At 73.3% G+C, this 21,976-nt stretch carries 18 protein-coding genes; 1 reads left to right on the top strand and 17 read right to left on the bottom strand.

Annotated elements, in window-relative coordinates:
- Positions 1-46 precede the first annotated feature (46 nt).
- A complete protein-coding gene (locus ACWDVW_RS16830; RefSeq protein ID WP_449949455.1) occupies positions 47-1,588 on the top strand; it encodes an acyl-CoA synthetase in 1,542 nt (513 codons plus the stop codon).
- Here ACWDVW_RS16830 and ACWDVW_RS16835 read toward each other — a convergent pair.
- The 17 genes from ACWDVW_RS16835 to ACWDVW_RS16915 form a co-directional block, all read right to left on the bottom strand.
- Positions 1,494-2,381 (bottom strand): PaaX family transcriptional regulator, encoded by an 888-nt coding sequence (locus ACWDVW_RS16835; RefSeq protein ID WP_449949458.1) that lies wholly within the window; start codon positions 2,379-2,381, stop codon positions 1,494-1,496. The two genes, ACWDVW_RS16830 and ACWDVW_RS16835, sit on opposite strands and share 95 nt — an antisense overlap.
- Positions 2,382-2,417: 36 nt before the next feature.
- On the bottom strand, positions 2,418-3,218 hold the full coding sequence (locus ACWDVW_RS16840; RefSeq protein WP_449949461.1) for an ABC transporter ATP-binding protein: 801 nt from the start codon (positions 3,216-3,218) through the stop codon (positions 2,418-2,420).
- A complete protein-coding gene (locus ACWDVW_RS16845) occupies positions 3,211-4,035 on the bottom strand; it encodes an ABC transporter permease (RefSeq protein WP_449949464.1) in 825 nt (274 codons plus the stop codon). The genes ACWDVW_RS16840 and ACWDVW_RS16845 overlap by 8 nt, the downstream gene beginning before the upstream one ends.
- Positions 4,032-4,832: an ABC transporter permease gene (locus tag ACWDVW_RS16850; RefSeq protein WP_350696835.1), complete on the bottom strand. Its 801-nt coding sequence runs from the start codon at positions 4,830-4,832 to the stop codon at positions 4,032-4,034. The genes ACWDVW_RS16845 and ACWDVW_RS16850 overlap by 4 nt, the downstream gene beginning before the upstream one ends.
- 66 nt (positions 4,833-4,898) lie before the next feature.
- A complete protein-coding gene (locus ACWDVW_RS16855; protein WP_449949468.1) occupies positions 4,899-5,870 on the bottom strand; it encodes an ABC transporter substrate-binding protein in 972 nt (323 codons plus the stop codon).
- Positions 5,871-6,022: 152 nt separating this feature from the next.
- Positions 6,023-8,812 carry a LuxR C-terminal-related transcriptional regulator gene (locus ACWDVW_RS16860; RefSeq protein ID WP_449949471.1) on the bottom strand — a complete coding sequence of 930 codons (2,790 nt, stop codon included), beginning with the start codon at positions 8,810-8,812 and terminating at the stop codon, positions 6,023-6,025.
- Between the two features lie 59 nt (positions 8,813-8,871).
- Complete coding sequence (locus ACWDVW_RS16865) at positions 8,872-9,519, bottom strand: TetR/AcrR family transcriptional regulator (protein WP_396745521.1); 648 nt, start codon at positions 9,517-9,519, stop codon at positions 8,872-8,874.
- 120 nt (positions 9,520-9,639) lie between these two features.
- On the bottom strand, positions 9,640-10,911 hold the full coding sequence (locus tag ACWDVW_RS16870; protein ID WP_449949474.1) for an ABC transporter substrate-binding protein: 1,272 nt from the start codon (positions 10,909-10,911) through the stop codon (positions 9,640-9,642).
- 14 nt (positions 10,912-10,925) lie between these two features.
- Complete coding sequence (locus ACWDVW_RS16875; protein WP_449949477.1) at positions 10,926-12,050, bottom strand: branched-chain amino acid ABC transporter permease; 1,125 nt, start codon at positions 12,048-12,050, stop codon at positions 10,926-10,928.
- Positions 12,047-12,925 (bottom strand): branched-chain amino acid ABC transporter permease, encoded by an 879-nt coding sequence (locus tag ACWDVW_RS16880; RefSeq protein ID WP_449949480.1) that lies wholly within the window; start codon positions 12,923-12,925, stop codon positions 12,047-12,049. Before ACWDVW_RS16880 ends, ACWDVW_RS16875 begins: the two co-directional genes overlap by 4 nt.
- Positions 12,926-12,941: 16 nt before the next feature.
- On the bottom strand, positions 12,942-13,667 hold the full coding sequence (locus ACWDVW_RS16885; protein WP_449949483.1) for an ABC transporter ATP-binding protein: 726 nt from the start codon (positions 13,665-13,667) through the stop codon (positions 12,942-12,944).
- On the bottom strand, positions 13,664-14,470 hold the full coding sequence (locus ACWDVW_RS16890; RefSeq protein WP_449949485.1) for an ABC transporter ATP-binding protein: 807 nt from the start codon (positions 14,468-14,470) through the stop codon (positions 13,664-13,666). Before ACWDVW_RS16890 ends, ACWDVW_RS16885 begins: the two co-directional genes overlap by 4 nt.
- A 219-nt stretch (positions 14,471-14,689) precedes the next feature.
- Positions 14,690-15,583, bottom strand: a complete 894-nt coding sequence (locus tag ACWDVW_RS16895; protein ID WP_449949488.1) for an alpha/beta hydrolase family protein — start codon at positions 15,581-15,583, stop codon at positions 14,690-14,692.
- A 133-nt stretch (positions 15,584-15,716) separates the two neighbouring features.
- On the bottom strand, positions 15,717-17,828 hold the full coding sequence (locus tag ACWDVW_RS16900; RefSeq protein WP_449949491.1) for a cellulose binding domain-containing protein: 2,112 nt from the start codon (positions 17,826-17,828) through the stop codon (positions 15,717-15,719).
- A 245-nt stretch (positions 17,829-18,073) separates the two neighbouring features.
- On the bottom strand, positions 18,074-19,702 hold the full coding sequence (locus ACWDVW_RS16905; RefSeq protein ID WP_449949494.1) for an acyl-CoA dehydrogenase family protein: 1,629 nt from the start codon (positions 19,700-19,702) through the stop codon (positions 18,074-18,076).
- A gap of 36 nt (positions 19,703-19,738) precedes the next feature.
- Positions 19,739-20,653: a GNAT family N-acetyltransferase gene (locus ACWDVW_RS16910; RefSeq protein WP_449949497.1), complete on the bottom strand. Its 915-nt coding sequence runs from the start codon at positions 20,651-20,653 to the stop codon at positions 19,739-19,741.
- A gap of 51 nt (positions 20,654-20,704) precedes the next feature.
- Positions 20,705-21,955, bottom strand: a complete 1,251-nt coding sequence (locus ACWDVW_RS16915) for an MFS transporter (RefSeq protein WP_449949499.1) — start codon at positions 21,953-21,955, stop codon at positions 20,705-20,707.
- Positions 21,956-21,976: the final 21 nt, after the last annotated feature.

The following is a 21,976-nucleotide window of genomic DNA, read 5'->3' on the forward strand; positions in this document are numbered from 1 at the left end:
CGCACACCGACGCCGTCCACCGCCCTCCACCACCAGGAGACTGCTGATGCACCACCAAGGGATCGGCGCCTGGCTGGCCAAGCGCCGACTCAAGTCACCGGAGCAGATCGCGCTCGTCTACGGCGAGCAGGCGACCATGACGTACCGGCAGCTCGCCGACGCCACGGACGGTGTCGCGGCGGCGCTGCGGCACCTCGGCGTCGGCAAGGGGGACACCGTCGCGTACCTGGGTGAGAACAGCCCCCAGTTCCTCCAGGTGATGTTCGGGACCACGCGGCTGGGTGCCGCCTTCGTGCCGGTCAACACCCGGCTGGCGACTCCCGAGATCACTCACGTGCTCAGCGACAGCGGTGCCCGGGTGCTGGTCCACGACCCCGAGTTCACCGCCCGGGTGGCCTCGGTCGCGGCGGCGTCCCGGCCGTCGCACGTGGTGCCGACCGGCCCCGGGAGCGCGGAGTCCCCGGGCCTCGATCGGCTGGCCGAGACCGCGCCCCGGGACGACACCCCCGTGCGGATCACCATGCGGGACCCGGCCGCGATCGTCTACACCTCGGGCACGACCGGGCGGGCCAAGGGCGCCGTGCTGACCCACGGCAACCTGACCTGGACGGCGCTGAACTGCATCGTCGACTACGACGTGGTGTCCACCGACATCGCCCTGATGATCTCGCCGCTGTTCCACGTCGCCTCGCTCGGCATGGGCGCGCTGCCGATCCTCCTCAAGGGCGGCACCCTGGTACTGGAGAAGGGCTTCGAGCCGGGACGCGCGCTCGCCCAGATCGCACGGCACGGCGTCACCATGCTCAGCGGCGTACCGACCACCTTCCAGCTCATGGCCGACCACCCGGACTGGGCCACCACCGACCTGTCCACCCTGGGCAAGCTCACCTGCGGCGGCTCGGCGGTGCCGGTCCGGGTGCTCAACGCGTACGAGGAGCGGGGCCTGTCGTTCTCGCAGGGCTACGGCATGACCGAGGCGTCACCGGGAGCCACCTCGCTGCCGCCGGCCATGACCCGGGCGAAGCAGGGCAGCGTGGGCCTGCCGCACTTCTTCACCGAGGTACGCGTCGCCGACACCGACGGCGGCCCGGCTCCCGCCGGCAGCATCGGCGAGATCGAGATCGCCGGCCCGAACGTGTTCCGGGGCTACCACCGGATGCCCGAGGCGACGGCCGGCGCGTTCACCACGGACGGCTGGTTCCGCTCCGGGGATCTCGGCTACCTGGACGACGACGGCTACCTGCACGTCGCGGGCCGCCTCAAAGACATGATCATCTCGGGTGGGGAGAACATCTACCCGGCCGAGATCGAGCTGCTGCTCGGCGAGATCGACGGGGTGACCGGTGTGGCGGTCATCGGCGTCCCGGACGAGCGCTGGGGTGAGGTGCCCTGGGCGATCATGACGATCCGCGCGGGTGTCGCCGTGGACGTCGACACCGTCCGCGACTTCCTGGACGGCAAGGTGGCCCGCTACAAGCTGCCCAAGAACGTGGTCATCGTGAACGAACTGCCGCGGACCGCGTCGGGGAAGGTGCGGAAGGCGGACCTGCGGAGCCGCTTCGGCGGGTGGTGGCAGCGCGAGTGGTGACCAGCGCGGCGAACTCCGCGGCGGAGGCGTCGGCCAACCGTTCGTGCATCCGTCGATAGACCTGCGTCGACCGGGCGGCCGGCCACTGCGCGTCCATGAACTCGCGCGGTAGTCGCGGATCGGCGCGCAGCAACGCGAGCCAGTCCGCCACCAGCATCGTGCGGACGGTGAGCGCGCTGGGCGCCTGCGTCGCCGCCGCCGGGTCCTCCCACACCTCGATGAACGCCAGGTGCTCGCGCCGGATCGCCTCGATGTCCCAGGCGGCCCGGACGCTCTCGGCGATCGGGAACCCGGCCAGTTCGCGGGCGTGGAAGGCGATCACCGTGTTCGGCGGTAGGTCCCGACACAGCGGTTCCAGTGACCCGGCGAGGTCGACCTCGCCGGGTGCCAGCCACAGCCCGTCGCGCAGCGGCGCGAAGCCCTCCCAGGTCAGCGTGGACCGCAGCCGGTGACGCAGGGTCCGCTGCCCCTCGGGGATGGTGAACGTGACGAGGGTCCAGCCGGTGCCCTGCGGATCGAACGGGCGCGGGCCGCGGACCCGCTCGGTCGCCTCGCGCAGCACCGCCACGCCGTGCTCGGTCAGCGAGAACTGGATCTCCCGGCCGCTCTTGCTGCGGGCGAGGATGCCGGTCTGCACGAGCCGGTCGAGGGTGGCCCGGGTCGCCGGGGCGGCGACGCCCGCCCCCTCCAGCACCCCGATCAGGACACTGGCGCGCACCGGCCCCGGATCGTCGTCGACGACGTGTTCACCGAAGAACGCGAGCAGCAGTTGCTTCGGCTGACGACTGCGCACAGTCCTCCCTCTCGGCCGGCTCCGACCTGGCGACGGTCACGGGGCGACGGTCTGGGCGCCCTTGGCGCGCCGGATCTGGTCGTAGACGTGGGTCCGCAGCTCCGTGAAGCGGGGTAGCGCGCGAGTCGTGATCTGGTCACGCTCCGGCGGCAGGTCGATGGCGAGATCCTCCTGCACCCAGGTCGGCGACTTGGACAATACTAGAACCCGTTCGCCCAGGTAGACCGACTCGTCGATGTCGTGTGTAACGAAGACGATCGATATCTTGCGGGTCGCGTGCAGCTCCCGCACCAGGTCCTCCAGGTCCGCCCGGGTCTGGGCGTCGACCGCCGCGAACGGCTCGTCCATGATCAGCACTTCCGGCTCGTACGCGACCGCCCGGGCGATCGCCACCCGCTGCTGCATGCCGCCGGAGAGCTGCCAGGGGTGGCTGCGGGCGGCATGCCCGAGGCCCACCGCCTCGATGGCGTCGGTGACGAGTCGCTCGCGTGCCGCCCGGGACAACTTCTTGTGCCGCAACGGCAGTTCGACGTTGCCCCGCACGGTCAGCCACGGATAGAGGCTGCGGCCGTACTCCTGGAAGACGACGGCCATGGCGGGACTCGGGCCGGTCACCGGGGTCCCGTGCATCTCGACCAGCCCGCCGGTGGGTCGCAGCAACCCGGCCAGGCATTTCAGCAGCGTGGTCTTGCCGCAGCCGGAGGGGCCGACGACGCAGACGAGTTCACCGGCGGCCATGGTGAAGCTGACGTCCCCGATCGCCTCGACGTCGCCGGACGCGGACTCGTACACCTTCCGTAGGTGCTCCACCTTGAGCAACATGTCCCGCTCAGGCACGGTTGACCTCCCTGATTCCGTGGTACCAACGCAGCACCCGCCGTTCGACGACACCGAAGGTCGCGGCGAGCAGGACGCCGACGAGGCCGAGCAGGAGGATGCCGCTCCACATCTCGGCGATGAGGTAGTTCCGCTGGAAGTACGCGATCCGGTAGCCCAACCCGGCGGACGAGGCGAACATCTCCGAGATCACCATCAGGATCAGCGCCACCGAGAGTCCCTGCCGGACGCCGGCCATGATGCGCGGGCTCGCCGCCGGCAGCACGAGGAAGCGCAGCCGCTCCCACCAGGTGATCCGGAACGAGTCGGCGGTCTCGGACATGACGCTGTCGGTGGCCCGGACACCGTCGATGGTGTTCAACAGGATCGGCCAGACGGCGCCGGAGACGATGACCACCACCTTCATCGTGTCGGTGATGCCCAGCAGCAGCATCACCACCGGGATCAGCACCGGCGGCGGGATGGCCCGGAAGAACTCCAGCAGCGGCTCCAGCAGTTCGCTCAGCCACCGGAACAGTCCGATGAGCGTGCCGAGGGCGACGCCGATCACGATCGACGCGGCGATGCCGAGCACGAGTCGATAGAGGCTGGGCAGCACGTCGTGGACGAAGGCGGGACCGACCCAGGTCTCCCGGAACGCCTCGCCGATGGTGAGCGGGCCGGGGAAGAACCGGTTCGTCGACGCCGTCGACGCCGCACCCCAGACCACCAGGAGCAGGAAGGGCAGCCCGAGCGAGTAGAGGAAGCCCGACGCGACGCGGGACGCGACATCACGCCCGCGCGGCCGGGCGGCGATCCGTTCGGCGCGCGCGGTCATCGGGGCTCCTCCCCACGGACGGACTGGTGCCAGGACAGCGAACGCCGCTCGACGAACCGGAAGACGAGGTTCACCAGCAGCCCGAGCAGGCCGGTGACCACCACCAGGGCGTACAGGCCGACCGCGTCACCGGCGGAGCGGGACAGCTCGATCATCCGTCCCAGCCCGGGGTTGCCGATCACCATCTCCGAGGTGATGGCGAGGATGAGTGCCACCGCCGCGCCCAGCCGGACACCCGTCATCAGGTACGGCAGGGTGGTCGGCAGCACGAGATAGGTCAGGCGCTCGCGCCGGGTGAGCCGGAAGCTGCGCGCGGTGTCCCGGGCCACCGCGTCGACGTCCGCCACCCCATAGATGACCTGCACGAACACCTGCCAGAAGGACGCGTAGATGATGATCACGAGCGCGGCCTTCATCTGGATGCCGAACATCAGCACGGCCAGCGGGATGAGTGCCACCGAGGGGATCGGGCGCAGGAACTCGACCATCGTGTGGGTCGCGCGACGCAGGACGGGCACCAGCCCGACGAGGGTGCCCAGGACGACCGCGGCGACCGTCGCCACGGTCAGCCCGATCGCCCACGAGGTCATGGTGTGACCGAGCCGCCGCCAGAAGGCGACGTCGCGGAACTCCTCGGCGAGCCGGACCAGCACGTCCGTGACGTACGGCAGGTACTGCGAGTTGACCAGCCCGAGCGTCGGCACCAACTGCCAGACGACGAGGAACCCCACCAGACCTGCGGCGCCCAGCAGCACCTTGCGCGGCGGGCGGGTCCGCCGGATGGATGACACGTGCATGTCGCTCCCGTGGTCGGCGGCGACGCCCTCCCCGGCGGTCGGCCGGGAAGGGCGGGACCGCGAGGGCTACTGCTGCTGGATGAGACGGTCGAAGTTCGGCTGCCGATCGAGCACCTGGTACTTGCCGGCGAGCGTGGCGAGCGTGGTCAGGCTCTCCCGGTCCAGGTCCCAGCCGAACTCGGGCAGTCGTACCGAGTCCGCCACCGGCTCGGGAAGCTGCAGGTTGTCCTTGATGGCCTGCCGGACGTCCGCCTCGTTGGCGGGGTCCTGCGCCCACTGGAGCGTCTCCTTCATGGCCGTCGAGAAGGCGGCGATCAGCGCGGCGTCGGACTCGGTCCGCTCCTTCGTGGTGATCGTGGTCAGCGTGGCGAGCCCCGGGACGACCTCCTGGTAGGGCGCGACCACGAAGGCGTCCCCCCGGCCGCGCAGCTGCGTGACGAACGGCTCCGGCACCCAGGCGGCGTCGATGTTGCCGGCCTCCAACTGGGCCGGCGCGTCCGGGAACGCGACCTCGACGAACCTGATGGTGGACGGGTCACCGCCGTCCTTCTCCACGGCGGCCATGATGGTCACGTCACCGGCCGCGCCCAGACTGTTCACCGACACCCGCTTGCCGGCGAGCTGGGCGGGCCGGGTGATGCCCGACGCCGCGGACGCCACGACGGCGTTGATGTCGTCGCCCTCGGCGTACGAGGACGCGTAGTTGCCGATCATCACCACGCCGAGGTCCTGCAGGTCGGCCCGGAACGGACCGAACGGCTGGCCGATGGCGAACTCGATGTCACCGTTGATCAGCGCCGGAATCGCCTGGGCACCGCCCTGCGCGGGCAGCACCTCGACCCCCAGCCCGTGCTTGGCGAAGATGCCCGCCTTGATGCCGCCCCACAGCGCGGCGGTCTCGGTGATGGGTAGCGCCGCGACCCGCACCTGGCGCAGGTCGCCGTCGGACGGCTCGGTGCCGGTCGCGTCGGAGTCGGTACACGCGGTGAGGGCGATCGCGACGGCGGCGACCAACCCGAAAGTGATGACCTTCTTCATGGACGGGGCCCTTCCTGGGCGGGGGCGGTGGGGTGCGTCGACACGGCGGATGCCTCGGGGTGCGGACGCGTTCGGGTGTGAGTGGGGTCACCCTGCCGTGGTGGCCATGTTCAGTCACCCGAGCACCAGATGTCAAGAATTTCTGACGCCCGTCATGAATAGGTTGAATATTGCGGCGGTGTCCCGTCCAACGCGCGGGTCAGCTCGGTACGTGACCGCACGCCGAGCCGGTGGAACACGTTGCGCAGGTGGTGGTCGACGGTCCGGGTGGACAGGAACATCCGACCGGCGATCTCCCGGTTGGTGGCGCCCTCGGCGACCAGCCGCGCGATGCGGAGCTGCTGGCCGGTGAGCAGCCGTTCGGCCGGGCGCTGCGGCACACCGACCGACTCCCCCGCCGCCCGCAGCTCGGCCGTCGCCTGCTCGGCCCAGGTCTGCGCGCCGAGCAGCACGAACGCCTGCCGGGCGCGGTGCAGGTACGCCCGGGCGTCGCGCGGTCGACGGCGACGCCGCAGCTCCCGGCCGAACAGCAGCTCGGTGCGGGCCCGCTCGAAGGTGGCGACGTCGGCCGGATGCAGTCGCAGGGCGGCCCGGAACAGTTCCTCCGCCTCGGCGCTGCCCCGGGGCGCCAGCAGCGCGTGGCACCGTGCGGAGAGCGCCCGTCGCGACGAGCTGGTGGTACTGCCGACCCAGCGGTCGAAGACCGCCAGCGCGGCGCGGGCCTGCGCGGGCCGGCCGGCGCCGACGGCGGCCTCCACCAGGTGCGGCGTGGCCATCACCTGCACCAGGACCTGGCCCCGGCCGGTGCCCGGGCGGGCCAGCGCGGCGAGCCGGTCGGCGGCGTCGGCGCACCGGCCGTCCACCAGGTCGAGCACGGACAACGCCCACTGGGCCAGCGCGTACGGGCGGCTGCCCGGCGCGGCGCTGTCTCCGATCTCGGCCACGTACCGCAGGCCGGCGTCCCGGTCAGCCCGGACTGCGGCGAGCACGGCGAGCAGCCCGAGGTGCACCCCGGCGCTGGCGTGCTGGTCACCGGAGCGGGCCAGCAGCAGCCCCTCGCGGCAACTGCGGGCCGCCGCGTCGTGCCGGCCCAACCAGTACTCGCTCATCGCCCGCAGTTCCAGGGCGCGTGGCAGCAGGCACACCTCGCCCCGGGTCCGGGCCAGTTCCACCGCGCGGTCGGCGAGCCGGTGCGCGGCGGCGTCCACCGCCACCAGGAGGCCGGCGACGGCCGCGCCGGTCAGCGCGGTCGGGGTGAGGGCGACGCCGGACCGGCCGCCCAGGACGACCGCCCGGCGCAGCAGCGGCCCGCCGCGCGCGTGTTCGCCCCGCAGTGTCGCGCCGATTCCGGCGACCAGGGTGGTCAGTAGTTCCGCCTCCGGGTCGTCGGTGTCGCGACGCTTCGCGGCCGGGTGGCGGGCCACCTCGGCGTAGCGGTACTGCTCCCCGGAGAAGCACACCGCCTCGCCGGCCCGCAGCAGGGCGAGCAGGGCCGCCGCGCGATCGGTGCCGGTCAGCGCGTCGGCGGCGGCCAGCAGCACGGGCAGCGCGGTGGACGGCGTGCCGCAGCGCAGCCGTATCTCGCCGCGCAGCAGGGCGGACCGGCCGCCGAGAGCGACCTGCCGGGGCGTGACCGGTCCACCGACCCCGGTGCCCTCCGGAGGGTCGGGCAGCGCCCGCAGCAGGGCGCGGGCCTGGCCGGTGCGCCCGATCGTCCAGGCATGCCGGGCGGCGGTGAGCCGCCGCTCGGCGGCCAGCGCCGGGTCGTCGGTCAGCTCGGCGGCCCGGGCCAGCGCCGCCGCCGTGTCGACCGAGTACCCGCCGTCGTCGGCGACCGCCACCAGGTCGGCGGCCAGCACCGGGTCCGGGGCGTCGGTGGCGGCGGCCCGGTGCAGCGCGCGCCGCAGCCGCTGACCGGGGGCGCCGCAGGCGGCGGCGAGCAGCAGGTGCGCCGTCCGCCGCTCGGTCGCCGAGGCGGTGGCCTCGACCATCGCGCGGGCGAGCGGTCGGGGGAAGGTGACGTCGCCGTACGGGCCGGTCCGCACCAGCCCCGCCGTCTCGGCCGGGGCCAGCGCCTCGACGGCCGTGCCGGCGGTCCGGGCGGCTCGGGCCAGCACGCCGGAGCCGATGTCGGCGGCGAGCGCGGTCAGCAGCAGGACGCGTCGGGTGTCGGCGGGCAGCCGGTCCAGCATGGCCCGGTACGCGCGGCCGAGGTTGCCGTCTGCGGGCGGCGCGCCGGGCAGCGGCTCGCGCCCGAGCCACTGGCCCCGGGTGAGCGCGTCGGCCAGGTCCACCAGGGCCTGGGGATTGCCGGCGCCGATCGCGGCCAGCGTGGCGAGCACCGAGTCCGGCGGTGGTCCGGGGCATCGGGCGGCGAGCAGCGCACGACTGGCGGTCTCGTCCAGCGGCGGCAGCCGACGGCTGGGAATCCCGGCCAGCGGACTGCCGTCACCGGCGGTGAGCAGGAGCGTGACCGGCAGGTGCCGCAGCCGCCGGGCCACGAAGGCCAGGATCCGGGCGGTCGGCGCGTCCCCGGTGTCCAGGTCGTCCATGGTGCACAGCAGCGGGCGCTCCCGCGCGGCACGGCCCAGCAGTCCGAGGACGGCCACGGTGAGGGTGAGCCGGTCGCCGTCGCCGCAGCCGTCCCCGGTCAGCGCGCGGTGCAGCACCCGACGCTGCCGCTCGGGCAGGTCGGCGGCGTGGTCGCGGACCGGGTCGAGCAGCCGTTGCAGGCCCGCGTAGGGCAGCTCGGCCTCGTCGGCCAGTCCGGCCGCGCTGAGCACCGTCCGGTCGTCGGCGTGCCGGTGGGCGTACGCCAGCAGGGTGGTCCGGCCCGCGCCGGGCTCGCCGTGCAGCAGCAGGGCCGCCCCCGGTGGTGTCGCGAGCAGGTCCCGGATCTGCCGACACTCGTGTTGCCGACCGCAGATGAAGGTTATTTGCACTCGTGATGCATTAACCATGCATCGAGTCTCGCCCACGTCGGGCGGCTTGGAAAGGGGGGTCAGGCTTCGGCGACCGTCCTGAACAGGGCCTCCACGGTGCGGGTCAACACGGCGCGGGCGGCGTCCACACCGAGACCGAGACCGTCGCGCAGCGTCGACCAGGCCGGCCAGGTGCTCGCCGCCACCACCGCGTGGACCAGTTGGTCGCGACCGGCACCGGCGCGCGCCAGCTCGGCGGCGAACAACTCCTCGACCTCGTCGCGTACCCGGGCCAGGTGCTTGAGCCGGTTGCGACGCAGTTGCGCGGAGAACGGCTCGCGCATCTGTGCCGCCCGCGCCGCCGGTGCGATGAGTTGCAGCAGCTTCGCCCGCTGCCGGCAGTACGCGTCCACCCGCTTGGCCAGCGGCAACGTCGGCGAGATCGGCCGCCAGGCGGCGTCCTGCTGGCGCAGCAGCTCCCGGCCGCTCGCCTCGAACAGGGTCTCCATGTCCTTGAAGTTGGTCCAGAGCGTCCGCAGCGAGATCCCGGCCCGCTCGGCGATGCGCTCACCGGTCGGGCGCAGGTCACCCTCGGAGATCAGGGCGAGGTGCGCCTCCACGATGGCCGCCCGGGTGCGCTCGGCCCGGGCGGTCCGCCCGTCGACGCGGCCTGTCGCCTCGGCCGCCGTCGGTGTCGCCGCCCGACCCGCTGCCTCGGCCCTGCCCATCCGCGCCCGCCTCCCCCACCGTCACGTTCCGTTGTGCGAGCCGAGTCTAGACGCGTGCGACGGCGGGGATTTGCGCCCGATATGCCGTGCTGCGTGTCCGGCGAGTCGGAGTGTCGGCGGTCAGGTCGTCGGCACCCCGTCGGCCGGGGGTGTCACCGGCGGCGCGGTGTACTCCTCGACCGGCCCGTCCTCCTCGTCGGTCTGGTACGTGGGGCCGAAGTAGCGCTGCACTCCCCCGTCGACCCGGCTCAGCCGGCCGCCGCCGTACCCGGAGTGGTCGGTCGCGGAGAACCGCAGCGGCGCCACACCGGGCCCCTGATAGCCGCCTGCGGCGACGGCGGCCAGCAGCGCCTCCCGGGTGAGGTCGGGTCCGGCGGCCAGCAACACCTGCACGAAGAGGTACCCGACGGCCATGCCGTAGACGACGTTGCCGTCGAGCTCCGCGCCGCCGTTGTACTCGGCGTTCACCCGGCTGAAGAGCTGGATCCACGGGTCGTCGGTGTCGGTGGGCATCGGCAGGTAGTTCAGCCCGACCATCCCCTCCAGCAGACCGGCGGCGTCGCCGAGCTGACGGGCCAGGGTCGGCTGGTCGGCGCCGACGTTCGAGACCAGCCACTGCGGGCGGAAGCCCAGCCGGGCGGCGGTGCCGACGGAGAGCGCGGTGAAGCCGGGCACGGTGGCCAGGATGACGACCTCGCAGCCGGCCGCCTTGAACGCACCGATCTGCGGCGCCACGTTGGTGTTGCTGGTGACGTACGTCTGCCGGGCCACGATCGCCTCGGCGCCCAGCACCTGCTCCACACCGACCAGGGCGTCCCGCCCGAAGTCGTCGTCCTGCCCGAGGAAGCAGACCTTCCGGCCGGGCAGCGTGGTCTGCACGTGGTGGGCGAGGATCTTGCCCTCGACGGTGTAGTCCGGGTTGAAGCCGAAGGTGCCCGGGTAGCGGTCGGGCTGGTCCCAGTTGCGGCTGCCGGAGGCGACGAAGAGGTCGGGGACCCGGTTGGTGTGCAGGAAGTCGAGCACGCCGGTGTGGGTGGGCGTACCGAGACCGTTGAGGATCGCGAAGACCCGGTCCTGGAGCACCAGTTGCCGGACCACCTGCTGGGTGTTCGCCGGGTTGTACCCGTCGTCCACGATCCGGTAGGTGATCTTCCGGCCGTGCACACCGCCGTTGGCGTTGACGTGGTCGAAGTACGCCTTCGTGGCCGGGGCGATCTTCGAGTAGCCGGCCGACGCCGGACCGGTCAGCGGCATGTGGGTGCCGACGACGATCTCCGTGTCGGTGACTCCGGGGACGGTACCGGAGGAATCGTCGTCGCCGCAGGCCACGGAGCCGGCGAGCAGGACGAGCGCGGTGGCGGTCGCGAGACCGCGTCGTGTCGTGGAACGCATGGGACACCGACCTTTCATCGGTCCGGTGGTGCGAGGTGGTGGGTGGGGTGTGCCGGCCGTCGGATCCGCAGCGCCCGGCCCAGGCGGGACAGGGCGCCCTGCACGCCACCGGGCGCGGCGATCATGACGACGATCAACGTGCTGCCGAAGATCGCCAACGGCAGGTTGCCCTCCAGCCGTCGGGCGGTCGCCGGTGCGAGGGTGAGCAGATCGGTCACCGAGTGCGCGAGGTCGGGCAGGGCGACCAGCGCGACGGCGCCCCAGACCGCGCCGGCCAGCCGGCCGAGGCCGCCGATGACCACCGCCATCACCAGGAACAGCGACAGGGTCAGGCCGAACGCGCCGGGCGACACGCTCTGCGCCAGCACCGCCAGCAGGGCACCGCCGAGACCGGCGGCGGCGGCGCTGACCACGAACGCGACGACCTGGGTACGGGCCACGTGGATGCCGGCGAGGCGGGCGGCCACCTCGTCGTCGCGTACCGCCCGGAAGGCGCGGCCGTACCGACTGCGGACCAGGTTCGCCAGCAGCACCAGGCAGAGCAGGGCCGCCGTGGCGGCCGACCACAGCTGCCACCGCTCGTACGGGAACGCGGCACCCAGGGCGGCCGGTGCCTGGGCGGTCGGCACCGCCAGGCCCTGTTCACCGTTGAGGAGACCGTCGAAGGTGACCGCCGACGCCGGCACCACGACCGCGACGGCCAGGGTGAGCCCGGCCAGGTACGGGCCGCGCAGCCGGGCGGCGGCCACCCCGACGACCGCGCCGACGACCACGGTGACCAGCACCGCCGCACCCAACGACACCGGCAGCACCGCGCCGGAGGTGACGCCCCGGTCGGCGAAGGCGCGCTGGCACAGCGCGACGGTGTACGCGCCGGTGGCCATCAGCGCCCCGTGCCCGAGGGAGAGCTGCCCGCACAGTCCGGTCAGGACGGTCAGCCCGGCGGTAGCACAGACGTACGCGGCGACGGTGGCCAGTTGGAAGTTGCGGAACGGGTCGAGCTGGTAGCTGAGGACCAGCACCACCAGCGCGGCGACGAGTGCCACGGCGAGGTGTCGCAGCAGAGTCGGCACCGGCCGGACTCCGGCGCGCGTGTGGACGGCGGGGCGGGGCGGCGACGCCGCCCGGGTGGCGCTCACACCCGCCTCGCGCGCACCGGGGCGAACAGGCCACCGGGACGCAGCAGCAGCACCGCCAGCAGCAGGGCGAGCACCGCGAGGGGGATGAGGTCGCCACCGGCGTACCCGCTGACGTAGGAGAGCAGCAGGCCCACGCCGAGGCCGCCGACGACGGCGCCGGGCGGGCTGTCCAGCCCGCCGACCACCGCCGCGGTGAACGCGGTGACGAAGACCAGGTCCATGGCGTGCGGGTGCAGGCCCAGCTCGGTCGGCACCACCAGCATGCCGGCCAGGGCGCCGACGCCGGAGGCCAGCGCCCAACCGAGGGTCCGCATCCCGGCCACGTCGACCCCGAGCAGCCGGGAGACCTCGGGCGCGAACGCCGCCGCGCGCATCCGCAGGCCGACCGCCGTCCGGGTGAAGATCCAGACCAGGGCCGCGCCGACCACGCCGACGGTGGCGAGGACGAACAGGTCGTACGGCGACAGCACGGCCAGCCCACCGGCGGTCAGCGCGGCACGACTCAACGGGGCCTGGACCGGCAGGTACTCGTTGCCGTGGACCATGCCGAGGACGGCCTGGATCAGCAGCACCAGCCCGAGCGCGACGATCACCGGGTTGAGTGGTGAGCGGTGGTCCACCAGCCGCATCACCGCCACGTCGACGAGTGCGCCGAGCAGCAGACCGGCGACCAGCGCGGCGGCGAACCCCACCCAGTACGAGCCGGTGGCGGCGGTCACCGCGTACCCGGCGTACGCGGCGGCGACGGCCATCGCGCCCTGGGCGAAGTTGACGATGCGGGCGGCCCGCCAGATGAGCACCAGGGCGAGGGCGAACGCCGCGTACACCGCCCCTCGGGACAGCCCGTCGAGGGTGAGGAAGAGGAAGCGGTCCAACGATCCTCCTTCTGCGTCAGAACCCGAGGTAGGCGTGGCGCAGGTCGGCGTCGTCGCGGAGCCGCGCCGCCGGGGCGGCGAGCACCACCCGGCCGAGCGCCATCACGATGCCCTGGTCGGCGACGGCGAGCGCGCTGCGGACGTTCTGCTCGACCAGCAGCACGGTCAGCCCGGTGTCGTCGCGGAGCCGCCGCAGCAGCGCCATGGTCTGCGCCACGACCCGAGGTGCCAGCCCGAGCGACGGTTCGTCGAGCAGCAGCAGCCGGGGCCGGGCCACCAGGGCCCGGCCGAGCGCCAGCATCTGCCGTTCCCCGCCGGAGAGCTGGTGGCCGAGGTGGCGGCGCCGCCGGGCCAGCGGTGCGAAGAGGTGATAGACCTCGTCGAGGGCACGGGCGGCGTCCGCCCGGTCCGACCGCCACAGGGCACCCAGCCGCAGGTTCTCCTCCACCGTGAACTCGCCGATCACGCCGCGCCCCTCCGGGACGTGCGCCAGGCCGCGCCGGACCAGGTGCTCGACCCGGACGCCACGCAGGTCCTCACCGGCGAAGCGGACCGTACCGGCGGTGGGACGCAGCACACCGGAGAGTGCCCGCAGCAGGGTGGTCTTGCCGGCGCCGTTGGCCCCGAGCACGGCGGCGATGGTGCCGGTGGCCACCCGCAGGTCCACGCCGTGCAGCACCGGCACCGGGCCGTAGCCGACGGCCAGCGCCTCGACGCTGAGCAGAGCCGGCGGCGCGCTCACGACGCGGTCCCGCCGGGATGCGTCGCGTCCTGCGACATCGCCGCGCCCAGGTAGGCGTCCAGCACGGCCGGGTCCTCGCGGACCTGCTCCGGTGGACCGGTCGCGACGACGCGACCGAAGTCGAGCACCACGATCCGGTCGCAGACCGCCATCACCAGGTCCATGTGGTGCTCCACCAGCAGGACGGCGCAGGGGTCGGCGGCCCGGTGCGGAAGCGCGCGGACCAGGTCCGCCAGGGCGGCCACGTCCTCGCCGCCGAGCCCACCGGCGGGCTCGTCGAGCAGCAGCAGCCGGGGGCGGGCGGCCAGCGCCCGGGCCAGGCCGACGCGTTGGCGGATCGCGAGGGGCAGGGTGCCCGGTGCCGCCGAGGCGTACGCCGCGACGTCCAGCTCGTCCAGGACGGTCATCGCGTGCCGGCGCAGCCGACGCTCGTCGCGGTCGCTGCGGGGCAGCCCGAGCAGCGCCGGCAGCAGGCCGGTCCGGCTGAGGTGCGAGGCACCGGCCATCACGTTCTCCAGCACGGTGAGCCCGGCGAACAGCCCGGTGCCCTGGAGTGTCCGGGCGATGCCGAGCCGGTTGAGGCGGTGCGGTGCGGGCCGCAGCGGCCGGCCGTCCAGGGTGAGCGTGCCCCGGTGCGGGGTGACGAAGCCGCAGACCACGTTGAACAGCGTGGTCTTGCCGGCGCCGTTGGGGCCGATCACGCCGACCACCTCGCCCGGGGCCACCCGCAGTGAGACGTCGTCGAGCGCGGTGAGGCCGCCGAACCGCACGCCGACGTCGTGCAACGCGAGGCCGTCGGTCATCGACCCACCTCCTCGCGTCGGGCCAAACTAATTACACTCGGAGTGGACGTTTCACTGTGATGGCGTCAAGCCCTCGCAGCCCGTGACAGCGCTTCCGGGAAAGCCGCCGAGCGATGCCGTCAGGCACGCCACCGATCGCCGTTCTCTGCACTCTTCATGCACGGCAAGGCCGCCGGTCGGTGGACCGGCGGCCTGCGATCCGTGGTGGCGCGCGTCGGATCAGTGCGGGCAGGTGGTGCGGTACTCCTCGACGGCCAGGCCGCCCGGCCCCGGGCAGAGGAACTGCTCGTACCGGGTGTCGTCGTCGACGAACCGCTTGAGCCAGGCCACCGCCTGCTTGGCGGTCGGCGTGTTCACCGTGTTCGGGAAGAAGTGCCCGGCGTTGTTCAGCTCCAGGTACGCCTTCTCCGCCGAGGCCGGGATGCTGGTGTAGAACGGCTCGGAGTGCGTGGCGACCGGAGCGGTGCTGTCGCTCTCCCCGCCGATGATCAGCGTCGGCACCCGCAGGTTCGACCAGTTCTTGGTCAGGTTCCAGGGTGCCAGCGGCACTGCGGCCTGCAACGACGGTCGACTCGCGGCGGCCTCCAGGCTGCCGCCGCCGCCCATCGAGTGACCGGCCACCGCCAGCCGGCCGGCGTCGATCCGGCCGCGCACCGAGCTGCGCTGGGTGAGGTAGTCCAACGCGGCCAGGAGCTGACGCCCCCGGCTGGCCGGCTGGTCCAGACGGGTGATGGTGTCGATGCCGATCACCACGAAGCCGTGCGAGGCGATCCGGGGACCGAGCCAGCTCAGGCTCGACCAGGAGGCGGTGTAGCCGGGCGAGATGGCGACCGCACCGAAGGTGCCCTCGCTGGTGCTGGTCGGGTAGTAGATGACGCCGCCGCCGAAGCCGCTGACGCTCAACGAGGAGACGCTCGTGGAGGAGGTGGCGAACGGACCTCGGCTCGCCTCCAGGATCGCGTCGGTCGGTGCCGGGCCGCGCTCGTACGGGCTGGCGGCCTGGGCGGGCGCGGCGGTGGCGACGAGGCCACCGGTGGCGGCCAGCACGGCGGCCGTCGCCAGCCGGGCCACCAGGGTCGCGGAACGGGAACGGGTGGTGGTGGATGATCGCACGTCGGGCACTCCCTCGGTCCGGGCGGTATCGACTGCGATCAGTGTTCGAGATGTCCGGCCGGCAGCGCATCGGCAAAATCGCCAGTCACCGGGGCCGCCGGTGGACGGTGTCCACCGGCGACCCCGGCCCGGTTCACCGCACCGTGCAGAGCGTGCCGTTGAGCCGGAAGGCGGTCGGCGTCACGTTCGGGCCGCTGTACGCCCCGACGAACCCGGCGGTGACCGTGCCCCCGGCCGGAATCCGGCGGTTGTCGTCGGTGCCGGTCACCCGCACGGCGGTGCCGACCTGTTCCCAGGTGGCGTTCCAGCCGCTGCTCACCTGCTGCCAACTCGTCGGCCAGGTCCAGGTCAACGTCCAGCCGTCGACCGCGCCCGCCCCGGTGTTCGCCACCTCGACGTCGGCCACGTAGCCGTTGCCCCAGTCCGTGGTGCTGGCGAACCGGACGGCGCAGGTGCTGGTCGCCGGGCTGCCGGTGGTGAAGGTGAGCGGCGGGGAGGCCCAGGAGACCCGGCCCGCGGTGTCGCGGGTCAGCACGTTGACCGTGTACCGGGCGCCGGGGACGAGGTTGTCCACGGCGAGGCTGGTGCCCGAGGTCTCCCCGAGCTGTTCGCTGACCGCACCGTGCTGCCGGTACACCTCGTACTTGGCGATCGGGGCGGCACCCCGGGTGGCCGCCGGCCAGGAGATGGTCGCGCTGCGGTGGGTGACGTCGTCGACCGTGGGTCGGCCGGGTGCGCCCGGCTGACCGCCCGGCGCGGCGGCCGGACGCACCACGAGCGTGGTCAGCGAGTACGGCGGCAGGGTCCGGCTGGTCGCGCTGCCGGTCTGCGCGGTGGCGACGGCGGTGGCGCCGTTGGTGTGGGTGTGCACCGTGGGCGCGGCGGTCGACGGCGCGAACCCGGCGTAGTCGATGTCGACCTCCCGCGCGTTGTCCGGGTCCTTGTTGATCAGCAGCACCGCGACCTCGCCGTTGGCCCGGCGTACCGCGTGCGCGGCGACCAGCGGGTCACTGGTGCCGGCCCGGACGAACTGGTCGCCGGTGCGCGCGAACCGGCTCATCATGGTCAGCCCGTGGTACGACGCGAAGGGCGTGTTCAGCGGGGGCTCGCAGACCGACCCGTCCGAGGTGCAGGTGCCGCTGGAGAGCATCCCGAAGTCGCCGTAGTCGGTCTGCCCCGCCACGGTCGTCACCTTGCCGATGCCGTTGCGGACGTTCCACCACTGCACGGTGAAGACCCCGTTGGCCAGCAGCCCGCTGTAGGCGTCGGCCAGGAACAACGCGGCCGGTTGGCTGGTCATCCCCTCGGCGGTCACGTTCACCTCGGTGAGGCTGATGCCGATGCGGTCCGCGTCCGGTCCGGCGTACCGGCTGATCTGCTGCCGGAGCAGGTGCACCGCGTCGGTGATGTGGCTGGTCCGGGGCAGCGACTCGGCCGGGCTGCCGCCCGGGTACCAGTGCACGTCGACGAAGTCGATCTTCGGTCCGGCGATCGACAGCACGGTCTGGTTCCAGGGGCCCGGGTCCGCGCCGGCGGTCAGCCCGTCGGGCCAGTTCGCCGGCATGGTCAGCACCGCGCCGACCTTGATGTCCGGGTCGACGGCCTTCATCGCGTCGGCGTACTCGACCACCAGGTTCGCGTAGTAGGTGGCGCTCTTGTCCGGGTGCTCGTCGGCCTCCCAGGCAGAGCCGTAGTGACCGTTGCCGTAGTTCTCGTTGCCGACCGCCCAGTAGCGGGCGCCGTACCCCTTGGTCACGTTGGCGTAGCGCACCCACTCGGCCGCCTCCTGCGGCGTGCCGGTGCCGTAGTTCGCAATGATCATCGGCTGGGCGCCGGCCCGGCGTACCCCGGCCATGAAGGTGTCGAAGTCGGTGTTCGGCGCGACGTACCCACCCGGTGCGGTGTGGTCGCGCCAGTGGTAGATGTCGGCGTACGAACCGCCGGGGTACCGCATCATCTGCACGCCGGCCGCGCGCAGCAGGTCCGACGTCTCGGTGGTGCCCAGCTGCGAGTCCCAGATGGCGTGGTTCACGCCGAGGGCGGTGTCCGGCACGGCGGCCAGCCCGGCCCGCGCGTTCACCGTCACCGCCACCGGTGCCGTCGCCGCGCCGACGCTGGGCGGCGCGACACCGAGCAACGCGCCGGTGGCGAGCAGCAGGCTCGCCGCCAGGGCCGCCCGGCCGCGCCGGGAGAGTCGCAACGGCGGGTTCAGGGGTCGAACGCCGTGCCTGTTCGAGATGGTCATGGTCGTCCTTCGTGTGTTCACGGCGGCGACCCGCCCGGCCCGGCATCCGAGGCAGGCAGCCTCGGACGCGGGCGGACGCCACGACAACAGCTCGTCCGTCGCCTCCCGGGAGGCCGTGGCGGCTCCGGGTGCCCCTGAGGCGACGGTCAGCGCGCTCACGCGACCGGCATCGACGCATCAGAATCCCACACGCTCCGACGTGGACTCAACGACGCGCCGGACCGATTCGGTGGCGACGTCGGCGGTCAGGCCACCTTGGGGGTGGCCCGGTCGATGATCGCGGCGAAGTCGACGCCGGCCGGCAGGGTGCCGTACGCGTGCCCCCGGTCGACACCGAGGCGGGAGGCGCAGAAGGCGTCGGCGACGGCCGGATGACCGTGGCGCACCAGCAGCGCGCCCTGCAACACCAGGGCCAACTGCTCGACCACCCGACGGGCCCGCACCTCCAGGTCCACCGGGTCGTCCAGGGCGACCTGGAGCTGGCGCACCGCGGCGTCGAGTCGGGAGTCCACACCGGCGGCCATGCCCACCTCGGCCTCGAACGCCGCCCGCACCTCGGGCTGCCCGGCCAGCGCCCGCAGCACGTCCAGCGCGGCGACGTTGCCGGACCCCTCCCAGATCGAGTTCAGCGGCGACTCGCGGAACAGCCGGGGCATCCCGGACTCCTCGACGTACCCGTTGCCGCCCAGGCACTCCAGCGCCTCGGCGGCGTGCCCCGGCCACCGCTTGCAGACCCAGTACTTGCCGACGGCCAGGGCGATCCGCTTGAACGCGGTCTCCACCGCGTCACCCCGCACCGAACGGTCCGTCGCCCCGGCGAGGCGCATCATCAGCACGGTCGCCGCCTCGGACTCCACCGCGAGGTCCGCCAGGACGTTACGCATCAGCGGCTGGTCGGCCAGGTACCGGCCGAAGACCTGCCGGTGCGCGGCATGGTGCGCGGCGGTGATCACGCCCTGCCGCATCCCGGCCGCCGCGCCGATCACGCAGTCCAGTCGGGTCAGGTTGACCATGTCGATGATGGTGCGGACGCCCCGCCCCTCGTCGCCGACCCGCCAGGCGACCGCGTCGTCGTACTCGACCTCGGCGGAGGCGTTGGACCGGTTGCCGAGCTTGTCCTTGAGGCGCATCAGCCGCATCGGGTTGCCCTCGCCGTCGGGCAGCACCCGGGGCACCAGGAAGCAGGTCAGCCCGTCCGGCGCCTGGGCCAGGGTGAGGAACAGGTCGCTCATCGGCGCCGAGGTGAACCACTTGTGCCCGACCAGCCGATAGCTGCCGTCGGCCTGCCGGCGCGCGGCGGTGGTGTTCGCGCGGACGTCGGAACCACCCTGCTTCTCCGTCATCGACATGCCCGCCAGCAGCCCCCGCTTGCCCAGCGGCTCGCGCAGCCCGAAGTCGTACACCCGTGCGGTGAGCAACGGCTCGTAGCGGTCGGCCAGCTCCGGCGCGTGTCGCAGCGCCGGCACCACGGCGTAGGTCATCGAGATCGGGCACCCGTGACCGGCGTCCGGCCGCCAGGTGTAGAACTTCGCCGCCCGCGCGACGTGTGCGCCGACCCGTGGGTCGGCCCAGGGCGCGGCGTGCAGCCCGTGACCGACGGCGGTGCGCATCAGCTCGTGCCAGGACGGGTGGAACTCCACCTCGTCGACCCGACGGCCGTAGCGGTCGTGGGTGCGCAGCGTCGGCGGGTGTTCGTTGGCCAGCCGGCCGTGTTCGGCGGCGGCCTCGCCGCCCGCCAGTCGGCCGAGTTCACGCAGGTCGGCCGTTGCCCACTCGGCGCCCTCGCGGGCCAGCCCGGCCAGCAACGCCGGGTCGTCGGCGACGTCGTGGCCGATCAACGGCGGAACCTGGTTGAACACCTCGTGCGTGGCCACGAACGGGACTCCCCTCGACGGTGCGGGCGCGAACCATCATCCAGTTTCCCGAGGCGGGGCCGTCAACCCCGGTCCGCCGCCGGTCAGGGACTTGGCGAACCAGTGGTGCGCGTACGGGTTGACGTTGTAGCGCGGGATCTCGTGGTAGCCGGCGCTACGGTAGAGCCGGATCGCCTCGGTGAGACTGCGGTTCGTGTCGAGGCGTACCGCGTCCGCGCCGCCCGCCACGGCATGTCGTTCCAGCTCGGTGAGCAGCCTCCGGCCGACTCCGAGTCCGCGTACCGACCCGGACACCCACAGGCGTTTGATCTCGGCGGGCCCGCCGGGGTCGAACCGCAGTCCGCCGCAGCCCACCGGTTCGGTGGCGAGCGTGGCGACCAGGAACAGCCCGTCCGGCGCGACGAGGTCGGGCTCGTCGTCGCCCGGGTCGAAGCCCGCCTCGAACCGCTCGTCCAGCTCCCGCACGTACGCCCGCAGGCAGGCCCGGGCCCGGGGGTCACGCGGATGACAGGGTGCGATGGTGACGAGCGACGCCATCAGGAGCCGCTCCACCTCGGCCATGGCGGCGGTGAGCCGATCCCGCTGCCCGTCGGTCAGCGGCGCGAGCATCGACCACGCCAACTCGTCGGACCTGCGGTCGAGCAGGTTCCACTCCACGTGACCGGCCTCGGTGAGGCGGGCGGAGCGGACCCGCCGGTCACCTCCGCCGGGGCCGACCACGACGAGCCCGGCCGCTTCCAGGGTGCGCAGCAGTCGACTGAGGTGACCGGCGTCGAGATCCAGCCGGTTACGCAGCCTGGCCACCTCGGCTCCGGCCGGGCCGATCTCCCAGAGCAGCCGCGCCTGGCCCAACGGCCGATGGCGGGCGAGATAGTCGTCGTCCAGCGCACCGACCCTCTGGGTGACGGTGCGGTTGAAGTGCCGTACCACATCGACCAGCCCTCGATCCACGATTGCTGACTTTAGTCAGGCGATGTGGAGCGCACCGGGACCGACCCGCGGTCACGCGCGCAGCACCGGTGAGGTCAGGGCCACCAGCCCGGCCACCGCCAGCACCCCGGCGCAGCCGTGCAGCACCGCCGAGACCCGCGCGGCCTCGGCGAGCGAGCCGAGCAGGTTGGTGGTCAGCAGCAGTGGCAGGCTCTGCACGAGCACCAGCACGGACTGCACCCGGGCCAGGTGCGTGACCGGGGCGGCGGCCAGGATCAGCGGGCCGATGTGGGTGGCAAAGAGTCCGGACCCCGCGCCGACCGCCACCCCGGCCGCCACCGCCGACCCCGGCGAGCCGCCCGCCGCCAGCGCGGCCACTCCGGCGGCGGCCACCAGCAGTCCGGTGGCGGCCACCATGCCGGCGCGGGGCAGTGCGCCACGGGCCAGCACCGTCACCGCGGCGGTGGCCGTGCCCAGCGCCACCGCCGCGACGACGGCACCGGTGACCTGCGGCGACCACACCCGCTCCCGGGCCAGCAGCGGCACGAGCAGCGAGGAGACCGGCAGCAGGAACCCGGCGGCGACACCGGTGAGCAGCAACGCGGGACGCAGGGCACCGTGCGACGAGACGACCCGTACCCCGTCCAGACAGGCCCGCCACAGCGACGGCGCCGGGTCCGTGGGCGGTTCGGGGTCCGCCCGGGCTCGTCGGTCCGCCGCTCGCGGCTGCGCCGACCGACCGGCCCGCGACCGCAGCGCCAGCAGGACCGACAGCATCACCAGGCAGGTCACGGCGTTGGTCAGGGCCGCGCCGGCCAACCCGGCCCCGGCCAGCAGCAGACCGCCCAGCGACGGCCCGGCGAGCAGAGCGAGTTGGCCGGCGAGTTGGCGGGCCGACATCGCACGTGCCAGCGCGGCCGGCGGCACGAGACGACGGGGCATCGAACCCGTGCTGGGCAGATAGAAGGCGTCCACGACCCCGATGGCCACGGCGGCGAGCAGCAGCGGCAGCCGTGGGTCGGTCGAGGACCACGCGGCGGCTGCCAGCGCCACGGTCACCGCGACCATCACCGCGTCCGACGCGACCATGACCCGCCAGGCGCCGACCCGGTCGGCCACCGCGCCACCCACCAGCAGCAACAGCGCGCGGGGCAGGTTGATCGCGGTCAGCACCACCGCGGCGAAGCGGCCCCCGTGCCCGGCCGCCACCCAGGTCATCGCGAAGGCCATGGCCTGTACGCCGACCAGACTCAACGCGGTCCCGCCGAGCCACACCCAGTACGCGCCGGGCACCGTCGACCGGCCACCGATCGCCGCAACCACCACAGCCCTCCCCGTCCACCG

The organism is Micromonospora sp. NPDC003241 (assembly GCF_053589795.1).

Excerpts from the sequence above, each read along its gene's own strand:
- ACWDVW_RS16900 (WP_449949491.1), bottom strand. The coding sequence starts at position 17,828 with ATGACCATCTCGAACAGGCACGGCGTTCGACCCCTGAACCCGCCGTTG.
- ACWDVW_RS16850 (WP_350696835.1), bottom strand. The coding sequence starts at position 4,832 with ATGCACGTGTCATCCATCCGGCGGACCCGCCCGCCGCGCAAGGTGCTG.
- ACWDVW_RS16870 (WP_449949474.1), bottom strand. The coding sequence starts at position 10,911 with ATGCGTTCCACGACACGACGCGGTCTCGCGACCGCCACCGCGCTCGTC.
- ACWDVW_RS16845 (WP_449949464.1), bottom strand. The coding sequence starts at position 4,035 with ATGACCGCGCGCGCCGAACGGATCGCCGCCCGGCCGCGCGGGCGTGAT.
- ACWDVW_RS16830 (WP_449949455.1), top strand. The coding sequence starts at position 47 with ATGCACCACCAAGGGATCGGCGCCTGGCTGGCCAAGCGCCGACTCAAG.
- ACWDVW_RS16890 (WP_449949485.1), bottom strand. The coding sequence starts at position 14,470 with ATGACCGACGGCCTCGCGTTGCACGACGTCGGCGTGCGGTTCGGCGGC.
- ACWDVW_RS16855 (WP_449949468.1), bottom strand. The coding sequence starts at position 5,870 with ATGAAGAAGGTCATCACTTTCGGGTTGGTCGCCGCCGTCGCGATCGCC.
- ACWDVW_RS16865 (WP_396745521.1), bottom strand. The coding sequence starts at position 9,519 with ATGGGCAGGGCCGAGGCAGCGGGTCGGGCGGCGACACCGACGGCGGCC.